This is a genomic window from Nocardioidaceae bacterium SCSIO 66511 (assembly GCA_023100825.1).
Classification (GTDB): domain Bacteria; phylum Actinomycetota; class Actinomycetes; order Propionibacteriales; family Nocardioidaceae; genus Solicola.
Window position 1 is genome coordinate 41,178 of record CP095846.1, and the last position, 22,798, is coordinate 63,975.

General features: G+C 66.3%; 18 protein-coding genes and 1 tRNA gene. 9 read left to right on the forward strand and 10 right to left on the reverse strand.

Annotation, left to right across the window (positions count from 1 at the left end; translation table 11 throughout):
* Positions 1–80: 80 nt before the first annotated feature.
* On the reverse strand, positions 81–1,985 hold the full coding sequence (locus MU582_00195; GenBank protein ID UPK75089.1) for a Xaa-Pro dipeptidyl-peptidase: 1,905 nt from the start codon (positions 1,983–1,985) through the stop codon (positions 81–83).
* A 112-nt stretch (positions 1,986–2,097) separates the two neighbouring features.
* On the opposite strand from MU582_00195, the gene MU582_00200 reads away from it, so the two are divergent.
* Genes MU582_00200 through MU582_00210 form a run of 3 tightly spaced genes read left to right on the forward strand, consistent with a single transcriptional unit; the run spans position 2,098 to position 4,535 of the window.
* Positions 2,098–3,387, forward strand: coding sequence for a serine hydroxymethyltransferase (locus MU582_00200; protein UPK75090.1), 1,290 nt, complete (start codon positions 2,098–2,100; stop codon positions 3,385–3,387).
* Between the two features lie 20 nt (positions 3,388–3,407).
* On the forward strand, positions 3,408–4,163 hold the full coding sequence (locus tag MU582_00205) for an SURF1 family protein (GenBank protein UPK75091.1): 756 nt from the start codon (positions 3,408–3,410) through the stop codon (positions 4,161–4,163).
* A gap of 24 nt (positions 4,164–4,187) precedes the next feature.
* On the forward strand, positions 4,188–4,535 hold the full coding sequence (locus MU582_00210; protein ID UPK75092.1) for a DUF3817 domain-containing protein: 348 nt from the start codon (positions 4,188–4,190) through the stop codon (positions 4,533–4,535).
* 14 nt (positions 4,536–4,549) lie between these two features.
* Here the strand turns inward: MU582_00210 and MU582_00215 are convergent, their stop codons facing one another.
* On the reverse strand, positions 4,550–4,981 hold the full coding sequence (locus MU582_00215; GenBank protein ID UPK75093.1) for a hypothetical protein: 432 nt from the start codon (positions 4,979–4,981) through the stop codon (positions 4,550–4,552).
* A 166-nt stretch (positions 4,982–5,147) separates the two neighbouring features.
* Between MU582_00215 and MU582_00220 the strand changes: the two genes are divergently transcribed.
* Entirely contained in the window at positions 5,148–5,672 is a 525-nt protein-coding gene (locus MU582_00220; GenBank protein UPK75094.1) for a peptidylprolyl isomerase, read from the forward strand.
* Positions 5,673–5,740: 68 nt separating this feature from the next.
* Entirely contained in the window at positions 5,741–6,619 is an 879-nt protein-coding gene (locus tag MU582_00225; protein UPK75095.1) for a rhomboid family intramembrane serine protease, read from the forward strand.
* Between the two features lie 100 nt (positions 6,620–6,719).
* Here the strand turns inward: MU582_00225 and MU582_00230 are convergent, their stop codons facing one another.
* Positions 6,720–7,268, reverse strand: a complete 549-nt coding sequence (locus tag MU582_00230) for a cell division protein CrgA (protein ID UPK75096.1) — start codon at positions 7,266–7,268, stop codon at positions 6,720–6,722.
* 96 nt (positions 7,269–7,364) lie between these two features.
* On the opposite strand from MU582_00230, the gene MU582_00235 reads away from it, so the two are divergent.
* Positions 7,365–8,111 (forward strand): DUF881 domain-containing protein, encoded by a 747-nt coding sequence (locus tag MU582_00235; GenBank protein UPK75097.1) that lies wholly within the window; start codon positions 7,365–7,367, stop codon positions 8,109–8,111.
* A 6-nt stretch (positions 8,112–8,117) separates the two neighbouring features.
* On the opposite strand, the gene pknB is transcribed toward MU582_00235, so the two are convergent.
* Genes pknB through MU582_00265 form a run of 6 tightly spaced genes read right to left on the reverse strand, consistent with a single transcriptional unit; the run spans position 8,118 to position 15,600 of the window.
* Positions 8,118–10,058 carry a Stk1 family PASTA domain-containing Ser/Thr kinase gene (pknB, locus tag MU582_00240; protein ID UPK75098.1) on the reverse strand — a complete coding sequence of 647 codons (1,941 nt, stop codon included), beginning with the start codon at positions 10,056–10,058 and terminating at the stop codon, positions 8,118–8,120.
* Positions 10,059–10,113: 55 nt separating this feature from the next.
* Positions 10,114–11,610, reverse strand: coding sequence for a penicillin-binding protein 2 (locus MU582_00245; GenBank protein UPK75099.1), 1,497 nt, complete (start codon positions 11,608–11,610; stop codon positions 10,114–10,116).
* On the reverse strand, positions 11,607–12,974 hold the full coding sequence (locus tag MU582_00250) for an FtsW/RodA/SpoVE family cell cycle protein (GenBank protein UPK75100.1): 1,368 nt from the start codon (positions 12,972–12,974) through the stop codon (positions 11,607–11,609). Before MU582_00250 ends, MU582_00245 begins: the two co-directional genes overlap by 4 nt.
* On the reverse strand, positions 12,971–14,386 hold the full coding sequence (locus MU582_00255) for a protein phosphatase 2C domain-containing protein (GenBank protein ID UPK75101.1): 1,416 nt from the start codon (positions 14,384–14,386) through the stop codon (positions 12,971–12,973). Before MU582_00255 ends, MU582_00250 begins: the two co-directional genes overlap by 4 nt.
* A gap of 6 nt (positions 14,387–14,392) precedes the next feature.
* Positions 14,393–14,869 carry an FHA domain-containing protein gene (locus tag MU582_00260; protein ID UPK75102.1) on the reverse strand — a complete coding sequence of 159 codons (477 nt, stop codon included), beginning with the start codon at positions 14,867–14,869 and terminating at the stop codon, positions 14,393–14,395.
* Entirely contained in the window at positions 14,869–15,600 is a 732-nt protein-coding gene (locus MU582_00265) for a DUF3662 and FHA domain-containing protein (GenBank protein ID UPK75103.1), read from the reverse strand. Before MU582_00265 ends, MU582_00260 begins: the two co-directional genes overlap by 1 nt.
* Before the next feature lie 180 nt (positions 15,601–15,780).
* On the opposite strand from MU582_00265, the gene MU582_00270 reads away from it, so the two are divergent.
* From MU582_00270 to MU582_00280, 3 genes are all read left to right on the forward strand, one after another.
* Positions 15,781–15,864 (forward strand) — tRNA-Leu (locus MU582_00270).
* A 266-nt stretch (positions 15,865–16,130) separates the two neighbouring features.
* Positions 16,131–21,011, forward strand: coding sequence for a DUF5011 domain-containing protein (locus MU582_00275; protein ID UPK75104.1), 4,881 nt, complete (start codon positions 16,131–16,133; stop codon positions 21,009–21,011).
* Between the two features lie 144 nt (positions 21,012–21,155).
* Complete coding sequence (locus MU582_00280; protein UPK75105.1) at positions 21,156–21,812, forward strand: hypothetical protein; 657 nt, start codon at positions 21,156–21,158, stop codon at positions 21,810–21,812.
* 243 nt (positions 21,813–22,055) lie between these two features.
* On the opposite strand, the gene MU582_00285 is transcribed toward MU582_00280, so the two are convergent.
* Entirely contained in the window at positions 22,056–22,739 is a 684-nt protein-coding gene (locus tag MU582_00285) for a hypothetical protein (protein UPK75106.1), read from the reverse strand.
* Positions 22,740–22,798 lie beyond the last annotated feature (59 nt).

The following is a 22,798-nucleotide window of genomic DNA, read 5'->3' on the forward strand; positions in this document are numbered from 1 at the left end:
TGGGCCGCACGTTTCGGCCGCGACACGCCGAAGCGGCGGGGCAGAAACGTGCGGCCCAGCGGGGTGGGGAGCCGGATCGCTCAGCGGGGGATGATCACATCCTCCTGGTTGGCGAGCAGACGCTGCGGTACGACCTTCGGCACCAGGCTCTTGCCCGGCCGCAGCTTCGGCATCGGACCGTCGAGCGGCAGCCGTAGCACCGTGTTGCGCAGGTTGACGGCGTACTCCGTCGCGGCCTTGTCGACGGTGACGACCCAATCACGCGATGCGCCGACCACGACGAGCCCGAGTCGGTGACCCTTCGGCACACGTACGTCGTTCGCCGTGAGGTCGACCGTCACCTGCTGCTCGCCGTCGTTGAGTCGCGCCCAACCGCGGGACAGCACCTGCAGCGGCGTACGCTCCACCGTCCGCGCGACGTCGGTGTAGCAAGCGTCGTCGGCTGCCGTCGCCGCGCCCCAGCACGACTGCGTGTCGAGGTTGTGTGCGCCTGCGCCGTCCGCGACGCGACGCGATTTGCCGTAGTCGACCAGCGCGACACCGACCTGTCCCGTCTCGGCTCCATGCGACACGTCGAGGTCGACCTGTGCCGTGCCCGAGATGCGCACCGCACGCCCGAGCCGCCCGGTCGTGAAGAGCAAGCGATGCGGATTGTTACCTGCGGCGAGTGCGTCAGACTCCCGCTGCTGTGGGTCGTTGACGAACTCTGCCGTCGCGTCACTTCGCTTACCCGTCTTGAGCGAGCCGTTGCGCTGTGGCTGCAACCGCACCGTGCGCTTCGACATCGGCCAGTCATCGGACTTCGCCCACTTGCCCGGCTTCAGCTCGGCGCGCACGGCAGGCTCGCGGTCGACCCCGTTGTCGACACCCATCAGCTCGTGGTCGAACCAACGGTGGAGCGTACGCACCCACGCTTTGCGATCTGAGTCGAACGGATCGGTATGACCCAAGCGGGTGAGCCACATCTTGCGATCGACGTCGTGCTTGCCGAGTGCGTCCCACCAGCGCGAGAAGTTCGGCGTCTTGACGTTGAAGTCCTGCAGCCCGTGCGCGATGAACACGCTCGCCTTGACGTTGGCCGCATTGAGATCGGCGCCGTCGCGGTAATCGCGATCGTCCCAGAACTCCGTGTGCTCGCCGGTCTCGTCGCCGTCGTTGGCGGCCATCTCGTCGAGACGCCAGTCGCAGTCGATGTCTTCGGAACGCTCGCCCGCGACGTATCCGGACAGGTAGGTCGGGTAGTCGTACGAGAACGGCAGCCCCTGATAGCGCGTGTAGTCGTACCACGAACTGATCGCGGCGATCGGGACGATCGTCTCGAGGCCCTCCACTCCCGTCGCGGCAACGCCGTTGGCGAGCGTGCCGTCGTACGACTTACCGATCATGCCGACCTTGCCGTCCGACCACCCGGCACTCACCTCCTCACCGTCTCGGTCAACGGCTCTGGCGCGCCCGTTCAGCCAGTCGATCACCGCCTTCACCGACAAGACGTCGGAGTCGGCGCCCTCGTCGGTGCATCCGGTCGACCGGGACGTACCCGCCATGTCTACCGCGACGTACGCGTACCCACGGGGTACGAAGTAGTTGTCGTAGTACAGCGGGAACTTCTCCGGACCGCCGCGCGCGTTGTAGAGCTTGACCTCGGATTCGTTGCCACGCCCGCAGCAGGAGTAGTAGGGGCTCGCGTCCATCACGACCGGTACCTCTGCCGAGCCGGCCAGCTCGCGCGGTCGGATGATGTCGGCGGCGACCTTCTCGGGTTCGCCGTCGCCGTCGAGATCGGGCGCCTCGACCCACACGCTCTCGCGGATCGCTCGCCCATAGTCATAGGTCGGTTTCGTCGGCTTGACCGGTTTGGCAGGTGCCGCAGCGTGCGGCGCCTTGGTCACAGCGGTGGATGGTTGGGTCGTCGCGTCGACGGGCGCCCCGAGAAGCCCGATCGCGAGTGGGACAGCGGCAATGACGGTCAGTACGCGTCTCAGCACAGGGATCGCCTCGTTATGGGTTGTGTTGGCCAGCGGTAAACCGGCCCATGGAGCGGCAAGATACCCTCATTTTGGGATCCCGACAGCCTTCGAACCCCGCGCGAGGTAGCACATGAGCCATAGCCCCACCCACAATCAGTCGCTCGGCGAGTTCGACCCCGAGGTCGCGGCCGCGGTCGACGCCGAGCTGAATCGCCAGCAGAGCACGCTGGAGATGATCGCGTCGGAGAACTTCGCTCCGGTCGCGTCGCTGCAGGCGCAGGGCAGCGTACTCACCAACAAGTACGCCGAGGGTTACCCGGGCAAGCGCTACTACGGCGGCTGCGAGTTCGTCGACATCGTCGAGAACATCGCGATCGACCGGCTCAAGTCGCTGTTCGACGCGTCGTACGCCAATGTGCAGCCGCATTCGGGCGCGACTGCGAACGCCGCGGCCATGCACGCCACCATCAACGCCGGAGACACCATCCTCGGCCTTGATCTCGCGCACGGCGGCCACCTGACGCACGGTATGCGGATCAACTTCTCCGGCAAGCTCTACAACGTCATCCCGTACCACGTACGCGAGAGCGACCACCTGCTCGATATGGACGAGGTACGCTCCCTCGCGCTCGAGCACAAGCCATCACTGATCATCGCCGGCTGGTCGGCGTACCCCCGCCAGATCGACTTCGCCGCGTTCCGCGAGATCGCCGACGAGTCGGGCGCGAAGCTGATGGTCGACATGGCGCATTTCGCCGGCCTCGTTGCTGCCGGACTGCATCCGAGCCCGCTTCCGCATGCGCATGTGGTCACCACGACGACGCACAAGACCCTCGGCGGCCCACGTGGTGGCGCGCTGATGACCAATGACGACGAGATCGCCAAGAAGATCCGCTCCGCGGTCTTCCCCGGGCAGCAGGGCGGTCCGCTCGAGCATGTGATCGCGGCGAAGGCAGTCGCATTCAAGATGGCCGCACAGGACGACTTCAAGGAGCGCCAGCAGCGTACGGTCGACGGCGCCAAGCTGCTCGCGGAACGGCTCACCGGCGACGATATGCGCAAGATCGGCGTCAACGTGCTCACCGGCGGCACCGACGTACATCTGGTGCTCGTCGACCTGCGTGAGTCAGAGCTCAACGGCCAACAGGGCGAGGATCGCCTCGACGAGATCGGCATCACGGTCAACCGCAACGCGGTGCCGTTCGACCCACGCCCGCCGATGGTCACCTCCGGCCTGCGGATCGGTACGCCCGCGCTCGCGACGCGCGGCTTCGGCCCCGCGGAGTTCACCGAGGTCGCCGACATCATCGCCGAAGCGCTGCACCCCGACGTCGCCGATATCGCCGGGCTCCGTGCCCGCGTCGACGCGCTCACCGCGAAGTTCCCGCTCTACCCCGATGTGCCCCGGTTTGCATCCTGAGTACGCTCACGCCTCCGCCCGTGCGTGACGACGACACGGGCCCGTCGACACTGCGGGTGCTGCTGCGCCCGCCGATGCTCGGGTTACATGTGCTCGGCATCGTCTCGCTCATCTTCACGTTGGTGATGGGCCTGTGGCAGCTGGGCGTCTATGACACCCGACAGCAGCACGAGCGGGCAGATAAGCAAGACGTGGCCACTGTGCCGCTCGACGACGCGCTCGGCCCCGACGAGGCATTCTCGGGATCCGCGAACCACCGACCGGTGGAGGTCAGCGGGTCGTTCGGCCCGGCCGATCAACAGATCTGGGTCTCCGGGCGTACTCACCGCGGCGACCCGGGCTACTGGCTCGTCGCGCCGTTCATCGTCTCCGACGGGCATGCGCTGCTGGTCGTACGTGGGTGGTCGCCGACCAACGACGCCTTGCCCGCGCCTCCACAGGGCCAGGTGTCGATCAAGGCCGTGCTGCAACTGGGGGAGGAGGCGGGTAGACCGCTGGGCGCCGATCGTACGACCGACATGATCCGCATACCGGCGCTGGCCAATGAGCTGCCGTACGACCTGTACTCCGGATATGCGATCCAGACCGACCCTGCCCCCGGCCACGGCCTGACCGCCGTACCGCCGCCGGACCCCGACGTTTCCTGGACGGTCGGGTTGAAGAACCTCGTCTACGCGGTGCAGTGGTGGGTCTTCGGTGTCTTCGCGCTGTTCCTATGGGTACGAATGTCGCGCGATGTGGTGCGTGACGCGCGCTCCCGTGGTTCGGGCGAATGATCCGTCGGAGGTAGCCTGAAGAGCGTGGAATCCGCTCTGACTCGCTACCGGGTGATGGCCAACATCGTCGGCGTACTCCTGATCGTGCTGATCCTGATCGGGGTGCCGTTGAAGTACCTCGCGTCCGACGGCTCCTCACCGCAGGAGCTCGGCGAGTTCATCACGACCTATCTCGGTGTCGCGCACGGCTGGCTCTACATGATCTTCCTGATCATGGCGGCGCTACTCGCCCGTACGGCGCGATGGACGATCCCGTTCACGATCGTCACGCTGCTCTGCGGGACGATCCCGGTCGTCAGCTTCTGGGCAGAGCGGCGGGCGACCATGCATACGCGGTCGCTCATCGCCCAGGAGGCGCAAGCGACCGCGTAGCTGGCCGAGGATCTTTAGTTGGTCGGACCGGTGGGGTTCGTCGACTCGGTGGGGGAGTCCGGCGCAGGCGTCGGGCGCGGTGCCGGTGGCGGAACCGGTGCTCCGGCGCCGCTCTGTGAGTCCTTCACCTTCTTGGCGACGACGCCGACAACGGCTCCGAGGCCCACGATGATCAGTAGTTTCTTCAACTTGCCGCCCTTCTTCTTCGGTGGGTCGACGAGATCGGTCTCGGCAAGCTTGGTGTCCGCGAGCTTGGTCTTACCCAAGGCTGCGGCAACTTCCTCGCGCACCTTCGGGGCGAGCTCATCACGTACGGTCTCGACTGCGGAAGCGGCCGCATCGCGTGCGTCGCTGGCCGCGGGACCGAGCTTCTCGGCGGCCAACTCGCCGATCTCGGTGGCCTGCTCCTTGACCGCGTCGGCCTTCGACTTCTTGCGACGTAGCATGCTGTCCTCCTCAGGTGCGCCGTCGGCGGCGCGTGATCGACGTCTACCCACCGTACCCGTGTTCGACCCGGTATCTAAGAGAGGTCGGGTCACCCGGATTGTGCGGCATGGCAGGATTTAGGTCTGGTACTTCCACCAGAGACCATCCACACCGAGAGGACCTTTCGTGGCCGAGGACATCTACGCGACGCTCAAGACCAACCGCGGCGACGTCGTGATCAAGCTTTTCCCCAATCACGCACCCAAGACCGTCGACAACTTCGTCGGGCTCGCGGAGGGCACCCGGGAGTGGCGCGACCCCGAGACGGGGGCGCCGAGCACGAACCGGTTCTACGACGGTCTCGGCTTCCATCGCATCATCGACGGCTTCATGATCCAGGGCGGGTGCCCGCTCGGCACCGGCACCGGCGGCCCGGGCTACACCTTCGACGACGAGTTCCACCCGGAGCTGGCCTTCGATCGTCCGTACCTGCTCGCGATGGCAAATGCCGGGCCCGGCACGAACGGCTCACAGTTCTTCGTGACCGTTGGCCCCCAGCCGCATCTGACCAACCGCCACACCATCTTCGGCGAGGTCGAGGGTGACGACAGCCGCGCCGTGGTCGACGCGATCGCGACGACGGAGACCGGCCGTGGCGATCGCCCGGTAGAGCCCGTCGTCATCGAGCGAGTCGAGATCGAGCGCCGATAGGCGGTGCTGCCGGATCAGGGCGCGGAGTCCCGCTCCCTGATCGCCGCGGCATAAGGAGACACGACCACGTGAGTGAACCCGCCGACGCCGCGCCGTCGACGCCGTACTGCTACCGGCATCCCGATCGTGAGACCTACATCAGATGTCAGCGATGCGGGAGACCGATCTGTCCCGACTGCATGCGGCAGGCATCGGTCGGCTATCAATGCCCGGACTGCGTCGCCGAGGGCGCCCGCACCATCCGCCAGCCGCGTACTGTCGCGGGTGGCCTGACCCCGACCCGAGCCGGCATCGTCTCGTACGCACTGATCGCGATCAACGTGGTCGTCTTCCTAGCGCAACTCGCGACGGGCGGTACGAACGGCACGGTGACCGAGTGGGGCGCCATGCTCACCGGCACTTGGCGGGGTAGTGACGGCGCCATCCTGCACGGCGTCGACGACGGTGGCTGGTGGCGCATCGTCACGTCCGGGTTCCTGCACCTCGGGCTGCTGCACATCCTGTTCAACATGTACGCGCTGTTCCTGTTCGGGCCGATGCTGGAGCGGATGCTCGGCCATCTGCGATTCATCGTGATGTACGCCTCGTCGTTGGTCGCGGGCTCGCTGGCGGTCTACCTGTTCGCCGACTACGGCACACTGACCGCCGGAGCCTCCGGCGCGATCTTCGGGCTGCTCGGGTGCACGCTGGTGCTGTTCCTCAAGCACGGGTACGACGTGCGTTTCCTGCTCGGGCTCCTCGCGATCAACGCGGCGCTGCCGTTGTTCGCCGGTGGTATCAGCTGGCAGGCGCATGCCGGCGGGTTCGTAGCCGGGGCGGTCTGTGGCGCGGTGTTCGCGTACGCGCCACAGAAGGCGCGGGTGTACCTGCAGGCGGGCGGTATCGCGGTGGTGTGGATCGCCCTTGCGGTCGGCTTCGCCCTTCGTACGGCTCAGCTCACCGCGTGACACCGTACGGCGTCGACGGCAGAGGTTATCCCCACTGGGGATAACCTCTGTGGATAATTACACGCGTGTAAGTCGTCCCGGGTGAGCGGTTCGGGACCCGCTACTCCCACTTCATGCTGAAGCCGAACGCCGCGACGATGAACGCCATGCCGACGATCAGGTTCCAGTCGCCCAGGTCGCTCATCAGCGGGATCGGGTTGTCGCGGTTGGCGAACACGTAGTAGAGCACGATCCAGAGCAGACCGATGCCGGCGCAGGCGAGCATCGCGGGGGCGGCCCAGCGGTTACCGATCTTCTGCGGTTTGACCGGCCGGGTCGAGCGGGTCTTGCCCTCTGCCTCGGCGGCACGCGCAGGGTTGCCCGAGCGAGAGGCTTTGCCGCTTGCGGCCGGCTTGTCCTTGCGCCGATCGTCATCAGCATCGTCATCATCGGAGGAGTCGTCGTCATCGATGTCGTCTTCGACCGGCTCGTCTTCGTCTTCGAGCTCGTCGTCGATATCCTCATCGACCGACTCGTCCTCGTCGGCAACGATGTCTTCCGAGGTGTCCTCGGCGGCTTCGGTGTCGGGAGCATCGACCTCGCCGTCTTCCGGCTCACCCGACGACGTCGTATCGTCCAGCTCGTCGTCGTGGTTCTTCGGATCGGTCACGCGAACACCTCATACCGGGAATGTGCATAGAACGTCCGATAGCGTAGTAGACGCACCTACCCCGACCTGCCTGCGACCCCACCTTCGGAGCCCCGTATGTCAGAGCAGCGCCGGCCCCGGCCGGAGCGCCGACACCGCCGCACGTCCTGGCGGCTCGCGGTACCCGTGGCGACGGCGCTTGCGGGCGGGCTCTTCGTGACGAGTGCGATCAGCTCCGACGGCACGGACCTGCGCTCGGAGAACTCCGATCTCGATCAGCTCATCCGCGAGCGCGCCGCCAACGTGCAGGAGCTCCGCAACCAGGTCGACGACGTACGCGAGGGCAACCGAGAGCTGTCCGAGTCCGTCGACCAACAGTCGGTCGTCAAGCAGCGGGCGAACGCCGAGGAGATGATGCCGACGTCCGGGTTCACCGAGGTGACCGGACCCGGCGTACGGGTGGCGCTCGACGATGCGCCGCGGGAGAGTGACTCCGATGACGTCGATCCGAACCTGCTCGTTGTGCACCAACAAGACATCCAGGCGTTCGTCAACGCTCTGTGGGCCGGTGGCGCGGAGGCGATCAGCCTGCAGGGCCAGCGGCTGATCAGTACGACCGGCATCAAATGCGTTGGCAACACGGTCGTGCTCGACGGGGTGCCGTACGCACCGCCCTACGTGATCGAAGCGGTCGGCGACGTCAGCGAGATGGAGAGCGCACTCGATGCGGCGAACGCCGTCGACGTCTACAAGGACTACGTCGAGAAGTACGACCTCGGCTTGACCCAAGAGGTCAAGACCGAGATCGAAGTCCCCGCGTACCGAGGCACACCCGACCTGGATTACGCCGAGCCGACGGCCTGATCGCTCCTAGCCGGCCAGCCCGAACGGCCAGTCTTGTGGGAGGCCACGACGTGCCTGTGGGCCGTTGTCACCCGGCTGCTCTCCGTCGTCGCCGTTGTTTCCGTTCCCATTCCCGTTGTTACTGCCGTTCCCGTTGCCGTCGCCGTCGCCGTTGCCCCCGTCGTTGCCGTCGCCGTTGTTGCCCTCATCGTCTTTGTCCTCGGCGTTTTCGCCGGTCGAAACGGTGAGGGTGACGGTGGTCTCGTCGGGGTCGGCGAACGAACCGGGTTCAGGGTCGACGCCGGTGACGGTGCCCTCTTCCTCGGTCGACTCGGTGTCGTCTTCGATGTTGACCTCGAAGCCCTTGTTCTCGAGCAGGCCGGTGGCGAAATTCTCGGGTTTACCGACCAACTTGGGCGGAATGCGTTCGTACCCCGCCGAGTAGTAGACCGTGATCTGGGTGTCGAGGGTGAGCGCCTTGTTACCTTGACCGCCGGGCTCGATCTTGGTGACGAGATCGCGCTGGAGCTGCGACTCGGTGTCTTGCTTCGGCGTGGTGTTGGAGAACCCGGCGTCCTTGATCGCCTTGACCACCTCGTCGACTGGCTGGCCCCTGAGTCCCGTGGGCAGCGTCTTCTTGACCGGGCCCTTACTGACGACCAGGTCGACCTCCTTGCCCTCCTCGATGTCTTCGCCCTCGCCGGGGGTGGACTCGATCACTGATCCCTGGGGCACGTCCTCGTCGGTCTGACGCGATGTATCGCCGACCTCGAGCTGCTGGGTCCTGATCCGTTCCTTGGCCTGCCGTACGGGCACGCCCTCGACCATCGGGACCGTAGTCATTTTGGGACCGTCGCTACCGCTGTCGCCGCCCGTCAGATCGTCGCGGAACGCGTACGCCGCGCCGGCGATGACGGCGAGCACCAGCAGGATCACCAGGATCCACGGCCACTTGCGGCGCTTACGCTCCTCCTCGTACGGCTCCTGCGGCGGGGGTGCGGCCGCCGGGATCGTCGAGGTGGCGTCCTGCTGCGGCGGCTGGGCCATCGGCATAGCCGCGATCGGCGTGGTCATCGTCGGACCGGCGACATCGAGCCCGGCGAGAACGCGTTCGATATCGGCGCGCATCTCGGCCGCGCCTTGGTAACGGTCTTCGGTGCGCTTGGTGAGCGCCTTCAGCACCACGGCATCCATCGCCGGGGTGACCTCGGGGTTGAACTGCGACGGCGCGGGCGGCTCCTCGCGTACGTGCTGGTACGCGACCGAGACGGGGCTGTCGCCGACGAACGGCGGACGGCCGGTGAGCAGCTCGAACAGCAGGCAGCCGGTCGAGTAGATATCGCTCCTGGCGTCGACCTGCTCGCCGCGGGCCTGTTCGGGGGAGAGGTACTGTGCGGTGCCGACGACGGCAGCCGTCTGCGTCATGGCCGACGACGAGTCGGCGATCGCGCGGGCGATGCCGAAGTCCATCACCTTGACTTGGCCCGACGGCGTCAGCATCACGTTGGCGGGCTTGATGTCGCGGTGCACGATGCCGGCGCGGTGGCTGTAGTCGAGGGCGCCGAGAATATCGGCGGTGATGTCGAGCGCGCGTTGCGGCAGGATCTTGCGATCCTGGCGCAGCACCTCGCGCAGGGTCTGACCCTCGACGAGCTCCATCACGATGTACGGAACGCTCTGGCCGTCCGGGCCGGTCTCCTCGCCGGTGTCGTAGACCGCGACGATGGACGGATGGTTCAGGGACGCCGCCGACTGCGCCTCGCGGTGGAAGCGCGCCTGGAACGTCGGATCACTGGCCAGGTCGTTGCGCAGACGCTTGATCGCGACTGTACGACCCAGGCGCAGGTCGCGGCCGACGCGTACGTCGGCCATGCCTCCGCGCCCGAGTAAGCCCCCGACCTCATACCGATCGCCCAGGCGACCGACCTGGTCGGCCCCCATCGGGGGACCCTGGGGTGGTTCAGTCATCGATGCGTCCGTCCATTGTCTCGTGCTTCGTACGTGCGTCCGGGATCAGTGGTGATCACTCGATCACCGCCTTGGCGACCTGGTTGGCGATCGGTCCCGCATACCCGCCGCCCGTCACTGTGCCCGGTGATCCGTAGTCCAGCGGCGGGTCGACCATCACCGCAACCGCGACCTTGGGATCGTCGGCCGGTGCGAACTCGACGAACCAGGAGTACGGCGACTGGCCCTCGCCGCGCTGTGCCGTGCCGGTCTTGGCGCCGACTTCGACCCCCGGAATCTCGGCGACGCCAACGGCGGTACCTTCTGTGGCGGTGTCGACGAGCATGCCCTGCAGCTCCTTCGCGTCGCCTTCTGACATCGCGGGCTGATCATCGATCGGATGCGGATCGGCCTTGTCGAGCGTGTCGAAATCGGGGGAGCGTACCTCGTCGACGACGTACGGCTCCATCACTTCACCGTCATTGGCGACGCCGGCCGTGACCATCGCCATCTGCAGCGGGGTCGCGGCGATGTCCTGTTGGCCGATTCCGGACTTCGCGAGGAGGTCCTCGTTATCGGTCATGCTCGGCGCACCCTCGACGGTGAAGCGGCTGTCCTGGGTCGTGAGACCGGAGAGGTAGTCCTGGCCGAAGCCGAACTTCTCAGCCTGCTTCTCGAGGGCGTCCTCGCCCATCTTGACCGCGAGCCAGCCGAAGCTGGTGTTACACGAGTTCATCAAAGCGATGCGCAACGTCGTCTCGTCGCCGCCCGAGCAACTTCCCTCCGAGACGTTCGGCATCGAGTAGCCGTTCACGTCGTACGTCTCGCCGCCATAGACCTTGCTGCCGGACTTCAGGTCGAGCGAGTCGAGTGCGGCCGCCGCGGTGACCAGCTTGAAGGTCGATCCGGGCGGAACCGTCTCGGTCGCCGCCCGGTTGTCCATCGGGCGACTCTTGTCTTCGAGCAACTTCTCGTACGCCTTCTGGGAGGCCTCCAGGTCATGGGTGGCGATGTCGTTCGGGTTGTACGACGGGCGGTTCACCATCGCGAGAACGGCGCCGGTCTTCGGATCGAGCGCGACGACCGAACCCTTGAAACCAGGACCGAATCGGTCGAGGTCGGCCAGACCCTCCTGCGCGACCTTCTGCGCCTTGGGGTCGATCGTCAGCGTGACGTTGCCGCCCTGCGGCTGGTCGTTGCCGACGAGGTCGACGACGCGGTTCACGAACAACCGGTCGTCGTCTCCGGACAGGATGTCGTTCTCCGAGTGCTCCAGCTGGCTACTGCCGTAGGTATAGGAGTAGAAGCCGGTCAGATGGGCATACAGGTACGGCGAGGGGTACGAGCGCTGGTAGTCGTACTCGTCGTCGCTGTCGACGCTCCTCGCGATCGGGTCGCCGTCGACCAGGATCGGCCCGCGGTCGCGGGAGAACTGCTCATCGAGCACGCGCCGGTTGCCGGCGCGGTCGTTGAGGTCGTCCGCCTGTACGAACTGCACGTAGTTCGCATTCACCAGCAGTGCGAGGAACAGCAGTAGGCATCCGATCGAGAGGATGCGGATCGGTCGGTTCACTTGAGTTTCACCACCTGCGTAGCGTCGTCCTCGTCGAGCGGGGTGACCGCCGGCGCGGGCCGCCGACTCTGGTCACTGATGCGAAGTAGGAGTGCGATCATCGCCCAGTTCACGACGATCGACGAACCGCCGTACGCCATGAACGGCGTCGTCAGACCGGTGAGCGGGATGAGTCGGGTCGCACCGCCGATGACGACGAAGATCTGTAGGGCGAAGGTGATCGCGAGTCCGGTTGCGAGCAACTTGCCGAATGCGTCGCGACAAACCAGTGCGACCCGCAGGCCGCGTTCGACGATGATCCCGTAGACCACGATGACCGCCATCAGCCCGGTGAGGCCGATCTCTTCGCCGAGCGAGGCAGAGATCATGTCGGAGTACGAGAACGGTGTGAGGTTCGGGTCTCCCTGGCCTAGGCCGCGGCCGAGTAGACCACCCCACGCCAACCCGAACATGCCCTGCTGGATCTGGTAGAAGCTGTCGTCGGAGAACGGGTCGAGCCAGCCGTTGATACGGGTCTGCACGTGGCCGAAGGTGAGGTACGCGAAGTACGCGCCGGCCACGAAGATCGAACCTCCGACGACCAACCAACCTGGCCGTTGGGTCGCGACGTACAGCATCACCAGGAACAGACCGAAGAACAGCAGCGAGGACCCGAGATCGCGCTGGAAGACGAGGACGCCGAGGCTGAGTACCCAGGCGACGAGGATCGGCCCGAGGTCGCGCCCGCGCGGGAAGTCGATGCCGGCGAACCGCTTGCCGGCGAGCGCCAATGCGTCGCGGTTGACCACCAGATAGCCGGAGAAGAAGATGACCAGGCACACCTTGGCGAGCTCGCCTGGCTGGAAGCCCATCGGGCCGATCTTGATCCAGATCCGGGCGCCGTTGATCTGCTGCCCGATCCCCGGCAGCAGCGGAAGTACGAGCAGCACGATCGCCGCCAAGCCGAAGGTGTACGTCAGTGCCTGCAGCCGGCGATGGTCAGGGATCAGCATCAGGGTCGCGACGAACCCGATCAGGCCGACGAGGGTCCAGATCAGCTGCTGGTTCGCGAGCGAGCTGTCGCGCTGGAGGTCGATCCGGTAGATCATCGCCAGCCCGAGGCCGTTCAGCATGACCACGCAGGGCAAGAGCACCGGGTCGGCGTACGGCGCGAACCGGCGTACGACGAGATGCGTTGCCACCGCCAGCACGACCATCGAACCGCCGAGCTTGATCACATCGGCGGGGATGGTGCCTTCGACTCCCAGCCCGACTGCGCAGTATGCGCCGATGCCGATGACGAGCGCGAGTCCGAGCAGGAACAGCTCGGCGCCCCGCCGCTTACGGGGTACGAAGGATGGTGTCTGCGTGGCGTTGGCTGTCACTGTCGACCGCCTCCGCCGTTGCGGTTCTTCTTGTTCTTGTTGCTACCGCCGGTCGAGTTGTTCTTGTTCTTGTTCGTGCCCGTCTTGTCCTTGTCCGATTTGCCGGTGGACGACGACTTGTCGGGCTCGGCGCCTTCGCATTCCTCGTCGGCCGAATCGGGGTCGGCGCAGCGCTCGGCCTGCTCCCGCAGGTTGTCGACGACGTTCTGGGCGGCCTCGTAGCTGTTGGCGTCGAGTGCGTCGCGTACCTGCTCCTGGCTGTACGGAGGCAGGCTGTCGACCGTGATGTCGGTCGTCTCCTGCACGTCGCTGAGGTCGAGGCCCGGGACCTCTTGCGGCACCCCGCGGAAGATCGCGACGTACCCGTCGGACTCGGCGACGTAGTACTGGTCCTGTGACCAGTCGTACGCGAGCTTTCCGATCAACGCGAAGATCCCGAGCACCACGGCGAGGGCGATGATCCTTTTCAGCCAGCGAAATCGGCGCGGCGCCTGGGGCGCGTAGCGAAGCTCTTCGGGATCGACGTCGCGACCTCCGCCGCTCGGCGAGTCGTCGGTGTCGGCTGCGTGCTGGGAGCCGACGACGTTCATCGTCGACGTATGCGAGCCACTGCTGCTGCCACGGGGACGCTCGGCGGCCGCACCGACCAGCATGGGTTGGACTCCGGTCGCCGATACCGGGTCCTGCGAGGCGGCATCGGGGTCTACGACCTCACCGATCACGCAGGTGATGTTGTCGGAGCCACCGGCATCGAGGGCGAGGCGTACGAGGTCGACGGCGGCGAGGTCGATGGCCGACGAGCCGAGAACCTCTGCGATCTTGGTGTCGTCGACCATTCCGGAGAGGCCGTCGCTGCAGATGAGGTAGCGGTCGCCGATGCGGGGCTGCAGGCGGGTCAGGTCGGGGTCGCAGTCGTCGCGTCCGAGGAGCACGCGCAAGATGACGGATCGGTGCGGGTGGACACGCGCTTCGTCCTCGCTGATGCGGCCCTCGTCGACCAGGCTCTGCACGAACGTGTGATCGTCGGTGAGCTGGGTGAGCAGGCCGTCCCGCAACCGGTACGCGCGCGAGTCGCCGATGTGGGCCATCGCGATGCCGTCGTCGTCGAACAGCAGTGCAGTGAGGGTCGTACCCATGCCCTCGACGGTCGAGTCGTCTTCGATGATCTCGGCGAGGCGGTCGTTGGCCCGGTGCACGGCGCCGGCGAGAGCCTCCAAAGCGTCGCCCTCGATCGGCTTGTCGAGGCGGGTCATGACATGCATGACCTCGCTCGAGGCGAGATCGCCGGCCGCGGCGCCGCCCATACCGTCGGCGACGATGAGGATGCGTTGGCTGGCGTACCCGGAGTCCTGGTTGACGGTGCGTACGCGACCGACGTCGGACACGGCGACGTAGTGGAGATCGTGGGCCATCGCTCGCTACTTCCGCAGCTCGACGACGGTCTTACCGAGGCGTACGGCGGTCCCGATGGCGATCGGGGTGGGTGAGGTCACGCGGTGACTCCCGATGTAGGTGCCGTTGGTGGACCCGAGATCTTCGACGAACCACTGCTCGCCGTTGGTGGCAAAGCGGGCATGCCGGGTCGAGACGTAGTCGTCGTCGAGCCGGATGGCTGCGTCGGTGCCGCGGCCCAGCAGGATCGGCTGGTCGGCAACGGGCACGCTCTGGCCGGAGTTGGGGCCCTCGGTGATCTGGAGGGTACGCGGGGCACCGCGCGGCTGTTTGCGCGGCTTCGCCGGCTTCTGTGGCTTGGGCTGTTTCGCCGGCTTGGGCGTGGCGCTCTCGACTCGCGCACCGAAGATATCGGAGCGGATGACGGAGACGGCCGAGAGAACGAAGAGCCAGAGGACGGCCAGAAAACCGAGCTTGATCAGCGTCAGGGTGAGCTCGGACATCACACCCCACTCGGATGCTGTGCGTGCGGGTTGCGCACCTTGATGGTCGTGTTGCCCATGCGGATCTCCGATCCGTCTCGCAGCATGGCCTGGGTCACCCGCTGTCCGTCGACGACGATGCCATTGGTGGAGCCTAGGTCCACGACGCTGACGCTCACCTGTTGGCCCATCAACGAGATCCGGATCTCGGCGTGACGCCGGGAAACGCCGGGGTCGTTGATGCGCAGATCGGCGTCAGTGCCGCGACCGAGCACCAGACCGGGCGGCTCGATCGGATGGCGTACGCCGTTGACCTCGATGAGCACCGGAGCCCGGCCGATCGCGGTGTCGGACAGCGACTGGCCGGCGACCGGCGTGACCGATGCCTTCGCTTGGCTGTGCACTCGGAACCGGCCCGTGGACAGGTCGAGCCGCTCCTCGAAGTCGATGCGCAGCGGACCCGCGAGCGTGTAGCGCTGCTCATTGACGTGCTCGTTGACGAGATTGGTCAACTCGGCAGACAGCGTGCCGCCGTACGGTGAGAGTCGCTCGAAGTCGGCCGACGACAGCTCGACGGTGAATGCGTTGGGTACGAGGTAGCGGTTACGCGCGAGCACTTGGGCGGAGTTGTCGATCTCACGCTGCAAGGCGGCCGCGATTTCGACGGGTTGTACCGCGCTGCGAAAGGCGCGCGCGAACGCACCACTGACCGCGTCCTCTAGTCGCTGCTCGAATCGCTGCAGCACTCCCATGGCAACCTCCTCACTCTGCTCGTACGCATGCCAAGACGGGCCTGGCCGCCCGACACATCGATCGTATCTGCCGCCCGCATGCGTAGATGCCACCACGTCGGGGCGCGTTCCGTACGCGTGCTAATCTGAGGTTTCGTCATGCAGGGCGTGACGATCACGATAGCAAGTCCATAATGATGCGCGCGGGTGGCGGAATAGGCAGACGCGCACGGTTCAGGTCCGTGTGCCCGAAAGGGCGTGGGGGTTCAACTCCCCCCTCGCGCACAGTTGCAGTTTGAGCGGCTCACAGATGGGGGCCGCTCGTTGCATGCGCCGAACTATTCGCCGAGGTACGCCGTCCTGCCAATAGACCGGCTCTTACTGGCCGGACGCCGTACTTCGGCGATGCTGCTATGGCCAAGTCACGCCGACGCTTCACTTGGACGCCTCGTACCGTTCGCCGGACGTGCAGCCACCCTCTGGATTGACGTCGTAGCTTCGCGTCGTCGGCCGAACCTCGCCGACATCGCAAACTGCACAGGAGATATCGGGTGACTTCACCGGCTCATCACCGTTCCCGCCAAGCCAGCAGGTCCGCCCGCGCTTTGACCGGCGCCATCACGCTCGCGCTCGTTGCGACCATGGCGGTGGCGGCGCCCGGCAACGCGGCTGCTGGCGATTCGGAACAGATCGCATCTACCGCCGCCCGCGTCGCGGCCGCCCCCGCAAGCGCGGTGCCCGAACCCGACATCTTGAGCGTCGACTTCACCGACGACGGTCCGGTCGAGCATGTCCAAGACCGACCGGTAGCCGCCGAAGGCACCGCGCCGACGATCGTCTACGACGAGACCGTTCAGCGCAATGTTGCCGAGTTCGCGGCCGCGGACTCGGCCGGAAGTACCGGAACGGGCGGGTACGTCTACGACATCCCCGACGCGTGGTCGGCCTCCGACCCCGGTCACCAGGATGACGTGGACGTTCTCGACGGGGGCACGTTCGAGTGCTACTTCCGATACGACGGCGACAACCCGGTCCCCAGCGGTCAGTCGAGCCAACTGTGCGGTGGCGGGCCACAGGGTTACGCCTTCTACCTCCCGGCGACCGGCTGCTGTGTCCGATTCAAGGCAACCGCGACGACTGCCAACAAGAACACCGCGACCGCTCCGGTTCCCACCAAGAGCGGCGAATGGGTGCACGCGGTGGCGACAGTCGGGGACGGCGACATCGAGTTGTACCTCAACGGCGTACCGGCCACCCAGATCCCGCAGGAGCCCGGAAACGGAGTGGGCACCGGCCACAACCATCTGGGGCCGTACGCGAAGCTCAACGTCGACTCGGTTCCGAAGTGGGGCATCGGTGCCGCCCCGACGGACGCTGGCATCACGACGCCGACCCATGCCGCCATCGCCGCTTCTCGGGTGTGGAGCACTGTGCTCACGGATACCCAGATCGCTCAGCTGTGGCGCGAAGAGCGGCCGACGCCACCAGAGGTGGAGGTGCCGGAGGCGAACATCCTCGACGTCGACTTCTCCGACGACGATGCCCCGTTCGCAGATCATTCGGAATCGAACCGCGAGCCGGGCGTCACCGGCACGGCCGACGTCCAAGCCAACCCGGCGTTTGCGACCCAGCCGCACAACGTCTACACCACCGACGGAGAGAAGGATCACGTCTTCTACCCGCTGCAGGACGCGTGGGCAGACACCGGCAAACCGCACACCGACGACATCGCCACCTACAAGGACGACACGTGGGCCGGCGACGGTCTCACGATCCAGTGCGACGTCAAGATCAACGAGAGTCTCCCGGCCGACGACGCACCGCACTTCTGCTCGGACAAGAGCGGCGGTGGGTTCGGACTCCATATCGACAAGTCGTCGATCGTCGCCGCCTTCCACATCAACGGCGGCTATCAGAGCCTCACGTCGCCACCGGTCCGTTCGGGCGTCTGGCACAGCGTGACCGCGACGTTCGACGGGACTGAGATCGACCTCTACCTCGACGGCGAGCTCGTCGGTACGAACAGCAACAACACCGCTGGACCGCTGTTGGCTCCAACGGCCGGATCCATCATCGAGCCGTACGTACGGTTCTTCGCGATCGGATCGGACGTCAAGGGCAACGGTGCGATCGAAAGTCCGGCCGAGGTGTCGGTCGGTGCAGCCAGACTCTGGGACACCGCGCTGTCCGCCGAGCAGGCCGCTCAACTCGACCGGGACTCCTTCGGCGACCGCAACATCGATATCGAGCTGACCTCGACGACGCCGTCGGCAGGTACGAAACTGAACTCACCGACCGAGTTCGATGTCGCCATCTCCAACGAGGACCAAGCAACTGGCTGGACGTACGAACTGGACGGCGAACCGATCGCACCCGGCGAGGAGATCGGCGCCGGGATGGATGCGGGCGAGCACACGATCGCGATCTCGGCGACGGACGTGTTCGGCAACCCGCTCGACTGGACCGTCGACTTCACCTCCAGCGATATCCCCGGCGGTGGCGGCACTGACACCGGTCAGGGCAAAGGCGTTGTCACCTTGTCTGCGATCGCCAATGGCGACGGCGAGCTGAAGACCACCTTCAAGCGGGCCGGTCTGACCGTCGCCGACGGCGGGTTCCAAGGCACCATCGCCCGGTCGCCGGAGAACCTCCCACTTGACCTCGGCGATATCCAGGACCGTACCGAGATCACCGGCGGGTTGACCACTGGCGACGAGGACACGGTCGACTCGCCGGCGAGCCACAGCCGAGTGCCGTTCCAGCGGTTCGACGTCGCGTTGCCGAACGACCGCACCGGACAGCAGCTGTTGTGGGACGGCGTCGTCGACCCGGCCCGGACGGCGCGGCTTTGGGCATGGGACACCGTTCACGAGACGTGGGCACCGATCGATGAAGCCCGCGGATCGACCGACACCACACACCTGCAAGGTGTTCTCCGGCCGCGGACGATCGACACGAGTGACCCCGAAGCCCCCGTCGTGCACGTCGTCGTCACCGCCGAGGACCCGTTTGCCGACGACCTCGCCCCACGTGACGCCTCGGCCGGAACCCCCGAGGCCAAGGACCACCTCGAAGACCCGAGCGACTACGACTTCTCGTTCGTGCACTACACCGACGCGCAGTACAGCACGGAGGTCGCCTCCGGCAGCCAGATGGATTGGTCGTCGAGCTTGCCGTGGCAGCACATCGACGGTGCGACCAACACCCCTGAGGAAGCGTCGGTCTTCGAGGAAGCACTGCGGCAACAGAACGAATGGATCGCGGACAACAAGGACGACCGCAAGATCGGATTCGTTGCCAACACCGGTGACGTCGTCAACAGCGAGGTCTCGGGCAACGACCTGCAGTTCGACCCGGACGCGGCCGAACCCGGCGGTGGCCCGGCGATGTACGACCAGACCACCTCCGACGGCAAGGTCGCCGGGATCAAGGAACAGATCAAGAACGAGTTCAGTACGGTCCGCGACCTGCAAGAGCCGTTGTGGACCTCAGGCGTACCCAATCAGGCGATCGCCGGAAACCATGACAACCGCAGCGGCACGCACAATGGACCCACCTCACCGTTTGCGGCGTTCTTCTCCGCGGCCGACTACTACGACCAGGCTGCCGAGTACTGGCCATCGGACGCGTCGTACCACACGATGGATGAGGAGACCGATCCCGAATCCGGTGAGACCGTCACGCCCGGCCACGACAGCTCGAACAACTACGTGTTGTTCTCGGCCGGCGGACTCGACTTCGTCGCGGTCGCCCTGTCGTACGGCGTGACCCAGGAGGAGTCCGACTGGGCCGACGAGGTGCTCAAGCGCTACCCCGACCGTAACGCGATCCTGGTCACGCACGGCTACCTCTCGGCGTCATCGGCACCGGACGGCCGCGACGGCGCGATCGGAGCCGACGGCGACAAGCTGTACGACGAGATCGTGCGCGACAACGACAACGTGTTCCTCGTCGTCGGCGGGCACTTCCACGGAGTTGCCACCAACCCCGAGGTCGTTTCGGGCCCGAAAAGCGATCACCGGGTCGTCCAGCTCCTCGCCGACTACCAGGGCTACATGGTCCCCGCAGAACGCATCTTCACGCCCGAACAATGCGAGGCTGCCGGGCTCGACCCGGAGACGCAATGCATCACCGGCACCGGAGGCGACGCCGGCAAGATCGACGTCGACGGCGACGGGACCTGGGACCACAAGAGCAGCGACAAGCTCGCGCTCGGCGCCAGCTTCTTGCGGATGCTGCAGTTCAACACTCGCGACAACACCATGGCGATCGACACCTACTCGCCGTTCCTCGATGAGTACGGAGCCACGCCGTACGACCACGGCAACTCGCCGAAGGACACACCCGAGCCGATCGACCGCTACAACGGTGCCGAAGACAACCTCACCGTCCCGATCGATCTGAGTACGCGTACGACCTCGTTCGCCTCTGACGGCCTCGCGGTGGTCACGCCGACCGACGACGTCATCGGGACCGATACCGCGAAGTCCGGATTCCCTGCGACGGTGGAATGGGCCGGTCTGGTCGAAGGCAAGACCTACGCGTGGGTCGCGAGCAGTGTGCAGACCGGCGACGACTCAGGCGTGGTCGACCAGTTCGGCGGCGTTTTCGTCGCCACAGCTGCCGGCACCGACAAGCAGCCGCCGACGTTGACCATCCCGAAGGCGACGACCCTTCAGCGCGGGGCGACCTTCGATCCTCTCGACGGAGTCAGCGCATCCGATGACACCGACGGTGATGTCACCGACCGAATCGAGGTGGTCGGCGGTGTCGACACCTCCAAGCCCGGTCCGTATCTACTCACGTACCGCGTCGAGGACAGCAACGGAAATCAGTCGGTCGGTTCGCGCCTGGTGACCGTCGCCAAGAAGATCGATGCCGCGGTCGTCGGGGAGGCCCGCAGCACCACCTACGGCAAACCGGCACGGGTGACGGTGAGCGTCTGGGGTGATCGCCCGACCGGCACGGTCACGTTGGCCAAGCAGGGACGGCGGCTTGGTTCGGCGACGTTGCGTCGCGGAACCACGACGGTACGGATACCGAAGCGAGCGCTCAAGCCAGGCCGTCACCGCTTGGTGTTGCGGTACACCGGTGACGCCAGGAACCGAGCGTCGAGGTCGAAGGTCGTTCTCGAGATCGCCAAGGCACGGGCCAACGTGCAGTTGGGGATCAAGCGGAAGAACCGTCATCACGGCAAGTTCACGCTCGTCGCGACGGTACGCGTCAACGGCGCCGGTGTCGGCGTGCGGCCGACCGGAAAGGTCCGCGTACGGGCCGGCTCCAGGACTCGGGTCGGTCGGTTGAGGTCAGGGCGAGTGACGGTTTCCCTCGGGCGTCACCGCGCGCAGGCTCGACCGGTGCTCGTCGCGAACTACCGGGGCGATGCGACCTTCGCTCCGCGCGCCGTACGCAAGCGAGTCGGTAGGAGCTGAGAAGTAGCGGTTTGCGCACGGAGCCGATCCCTCTTGCGGACGAGTGAATCTCACGTCCTGGCGGGATCTTCCGTCCGCCCGTCCCTGGAAGCGTGATCTGTACGGGTCGCCGACGGGGCGGCTGGACAGATGAGGAGACACGAGATGCGTAGAACTCAGGGTCGGGCCGTGCTGGCGGCCGTCGTCGCGGCGGGTGCACTGGTGGCAACGGCTGGGTCCGCGTACACGGACACCGACACCGACGACGCGAACACGACCGGCGGCCACCATGACGGTCGCCGGACGGCCGCGGTGACGGGTTCGGCCGAGTTCGGCGTGCCGTTCTGGCCCGACAAGGACGTTCGTTCCTTCAAGTTCGACGTGCACGCCAAGCCGTACAGCGATCCGAAGCTTCCGTTCGCCCCCAAGGGTCTCCCGACCGATGCGGTCGGCAAGGTGAAGATCTCGCATTGGGTGGCCAAGACCGGCGAAACGATCCACGCGACGGCGAAGGTCGATTGTCTCGCCACTGCGCCGCGCACGGCTACGTTCACCGCGATCGTCACGAAAGCGGACGAAGCGGTGCACGACTGGATCGGCCGCCGGGTCGGCTGGAGCGTGTACGACGGAGGCCCGAGGCGCGGTGGCAAGAGCCGCGACCGGGTCAGCTTCTCCTGGAACTTCAGCATGGATCAGAACAAGCAGGGGAAGTGGCGGGAGGCCAAGCTGGGCACGTGTGTAGCCCCTGCGGCCTTCGGCAAGGTCACCCGTGGCGACTACCAGGTACGCCACGCCGACCTGTTGCCGCAGCCGACGTCGTGACCGCATCGCCGATGGATCCCTCGGCGATCACTCCGGAGGCCTGGTCGGGTCGCTGCCGTTGAGGAATCGGCCCGACTGGCCTGCGACCGTCGTCGCGCCAACTGCCTCCGACCAACGCCGGACTTCGCCGGCGAGGAGGCGGGCTCCGGCGACGTCCTCGGCGTCTTGCGCCAGCACGGCAAGGAGGAGCTGCTGCGCGAGTACGCCTGCGAGATGGCCGGCGCGTGCTGCGGCCGCCGTCGCCTAGGACCACCGTACGTATGCCTCGGCGGTGTGGCTGTCGTCGTGCGCGTGGTCGCCGAGATGTCGCTGTGCCTCGAAGATGAGCAAATCGTCGTTGAACTGGCGGCCGGCATCAAGCGCGTCGCGGTAGTGCGGGGGTGCGCTGTCGCGGTCGCCTCGAATGTTGTCTGCGATCCAACCGAGACACATCCGCGCCCAGCCGCGGCGAGCGGGATCCGGGGCGCGTTCGACCAGCTCCGTCGCGTCTGAGGCGAGGGCATCGACAACGGCGGCGTTGCGGTCGTCGGGGCCGAACCACGGCGATCCATCGGGTCGCCTCAGCTGCTTCGCGTACCGACGGCGTACGGCGAGGAGCTCCGCGTCCCAGACGAGCTCGGAGTGCGGGTCGAGCGCGCGGGCGCGTACGGCGAGTTCATCGAACCACGCGGCAGCGGTCGGATCGCCGCCGCGTACGTAGTCGCGGCGTTCTGCGGCATCGGCAGCTGCGAGTGCAAGTCGTACGTTGTCCGCGGCCGAAAGTGCCTCCGTATCGGCGCTTTCGGCGACCGCGGCAGCGGCCAGTTCGAGCGCTTCGTCGTAACGAGTCGCGAGCGACAGTGCGCGAACCGCCGCGCAGAGCGAGTCGATACCGACGCCCAAAGTCGATGCGGGAGCGAGATCCGATTGCGTACCGGGTGACACCATTGCGCCAAGGTACTTTTGGTCAAAACTTTTTACGAGAAAACTATTCTTGGGCGGCAGAC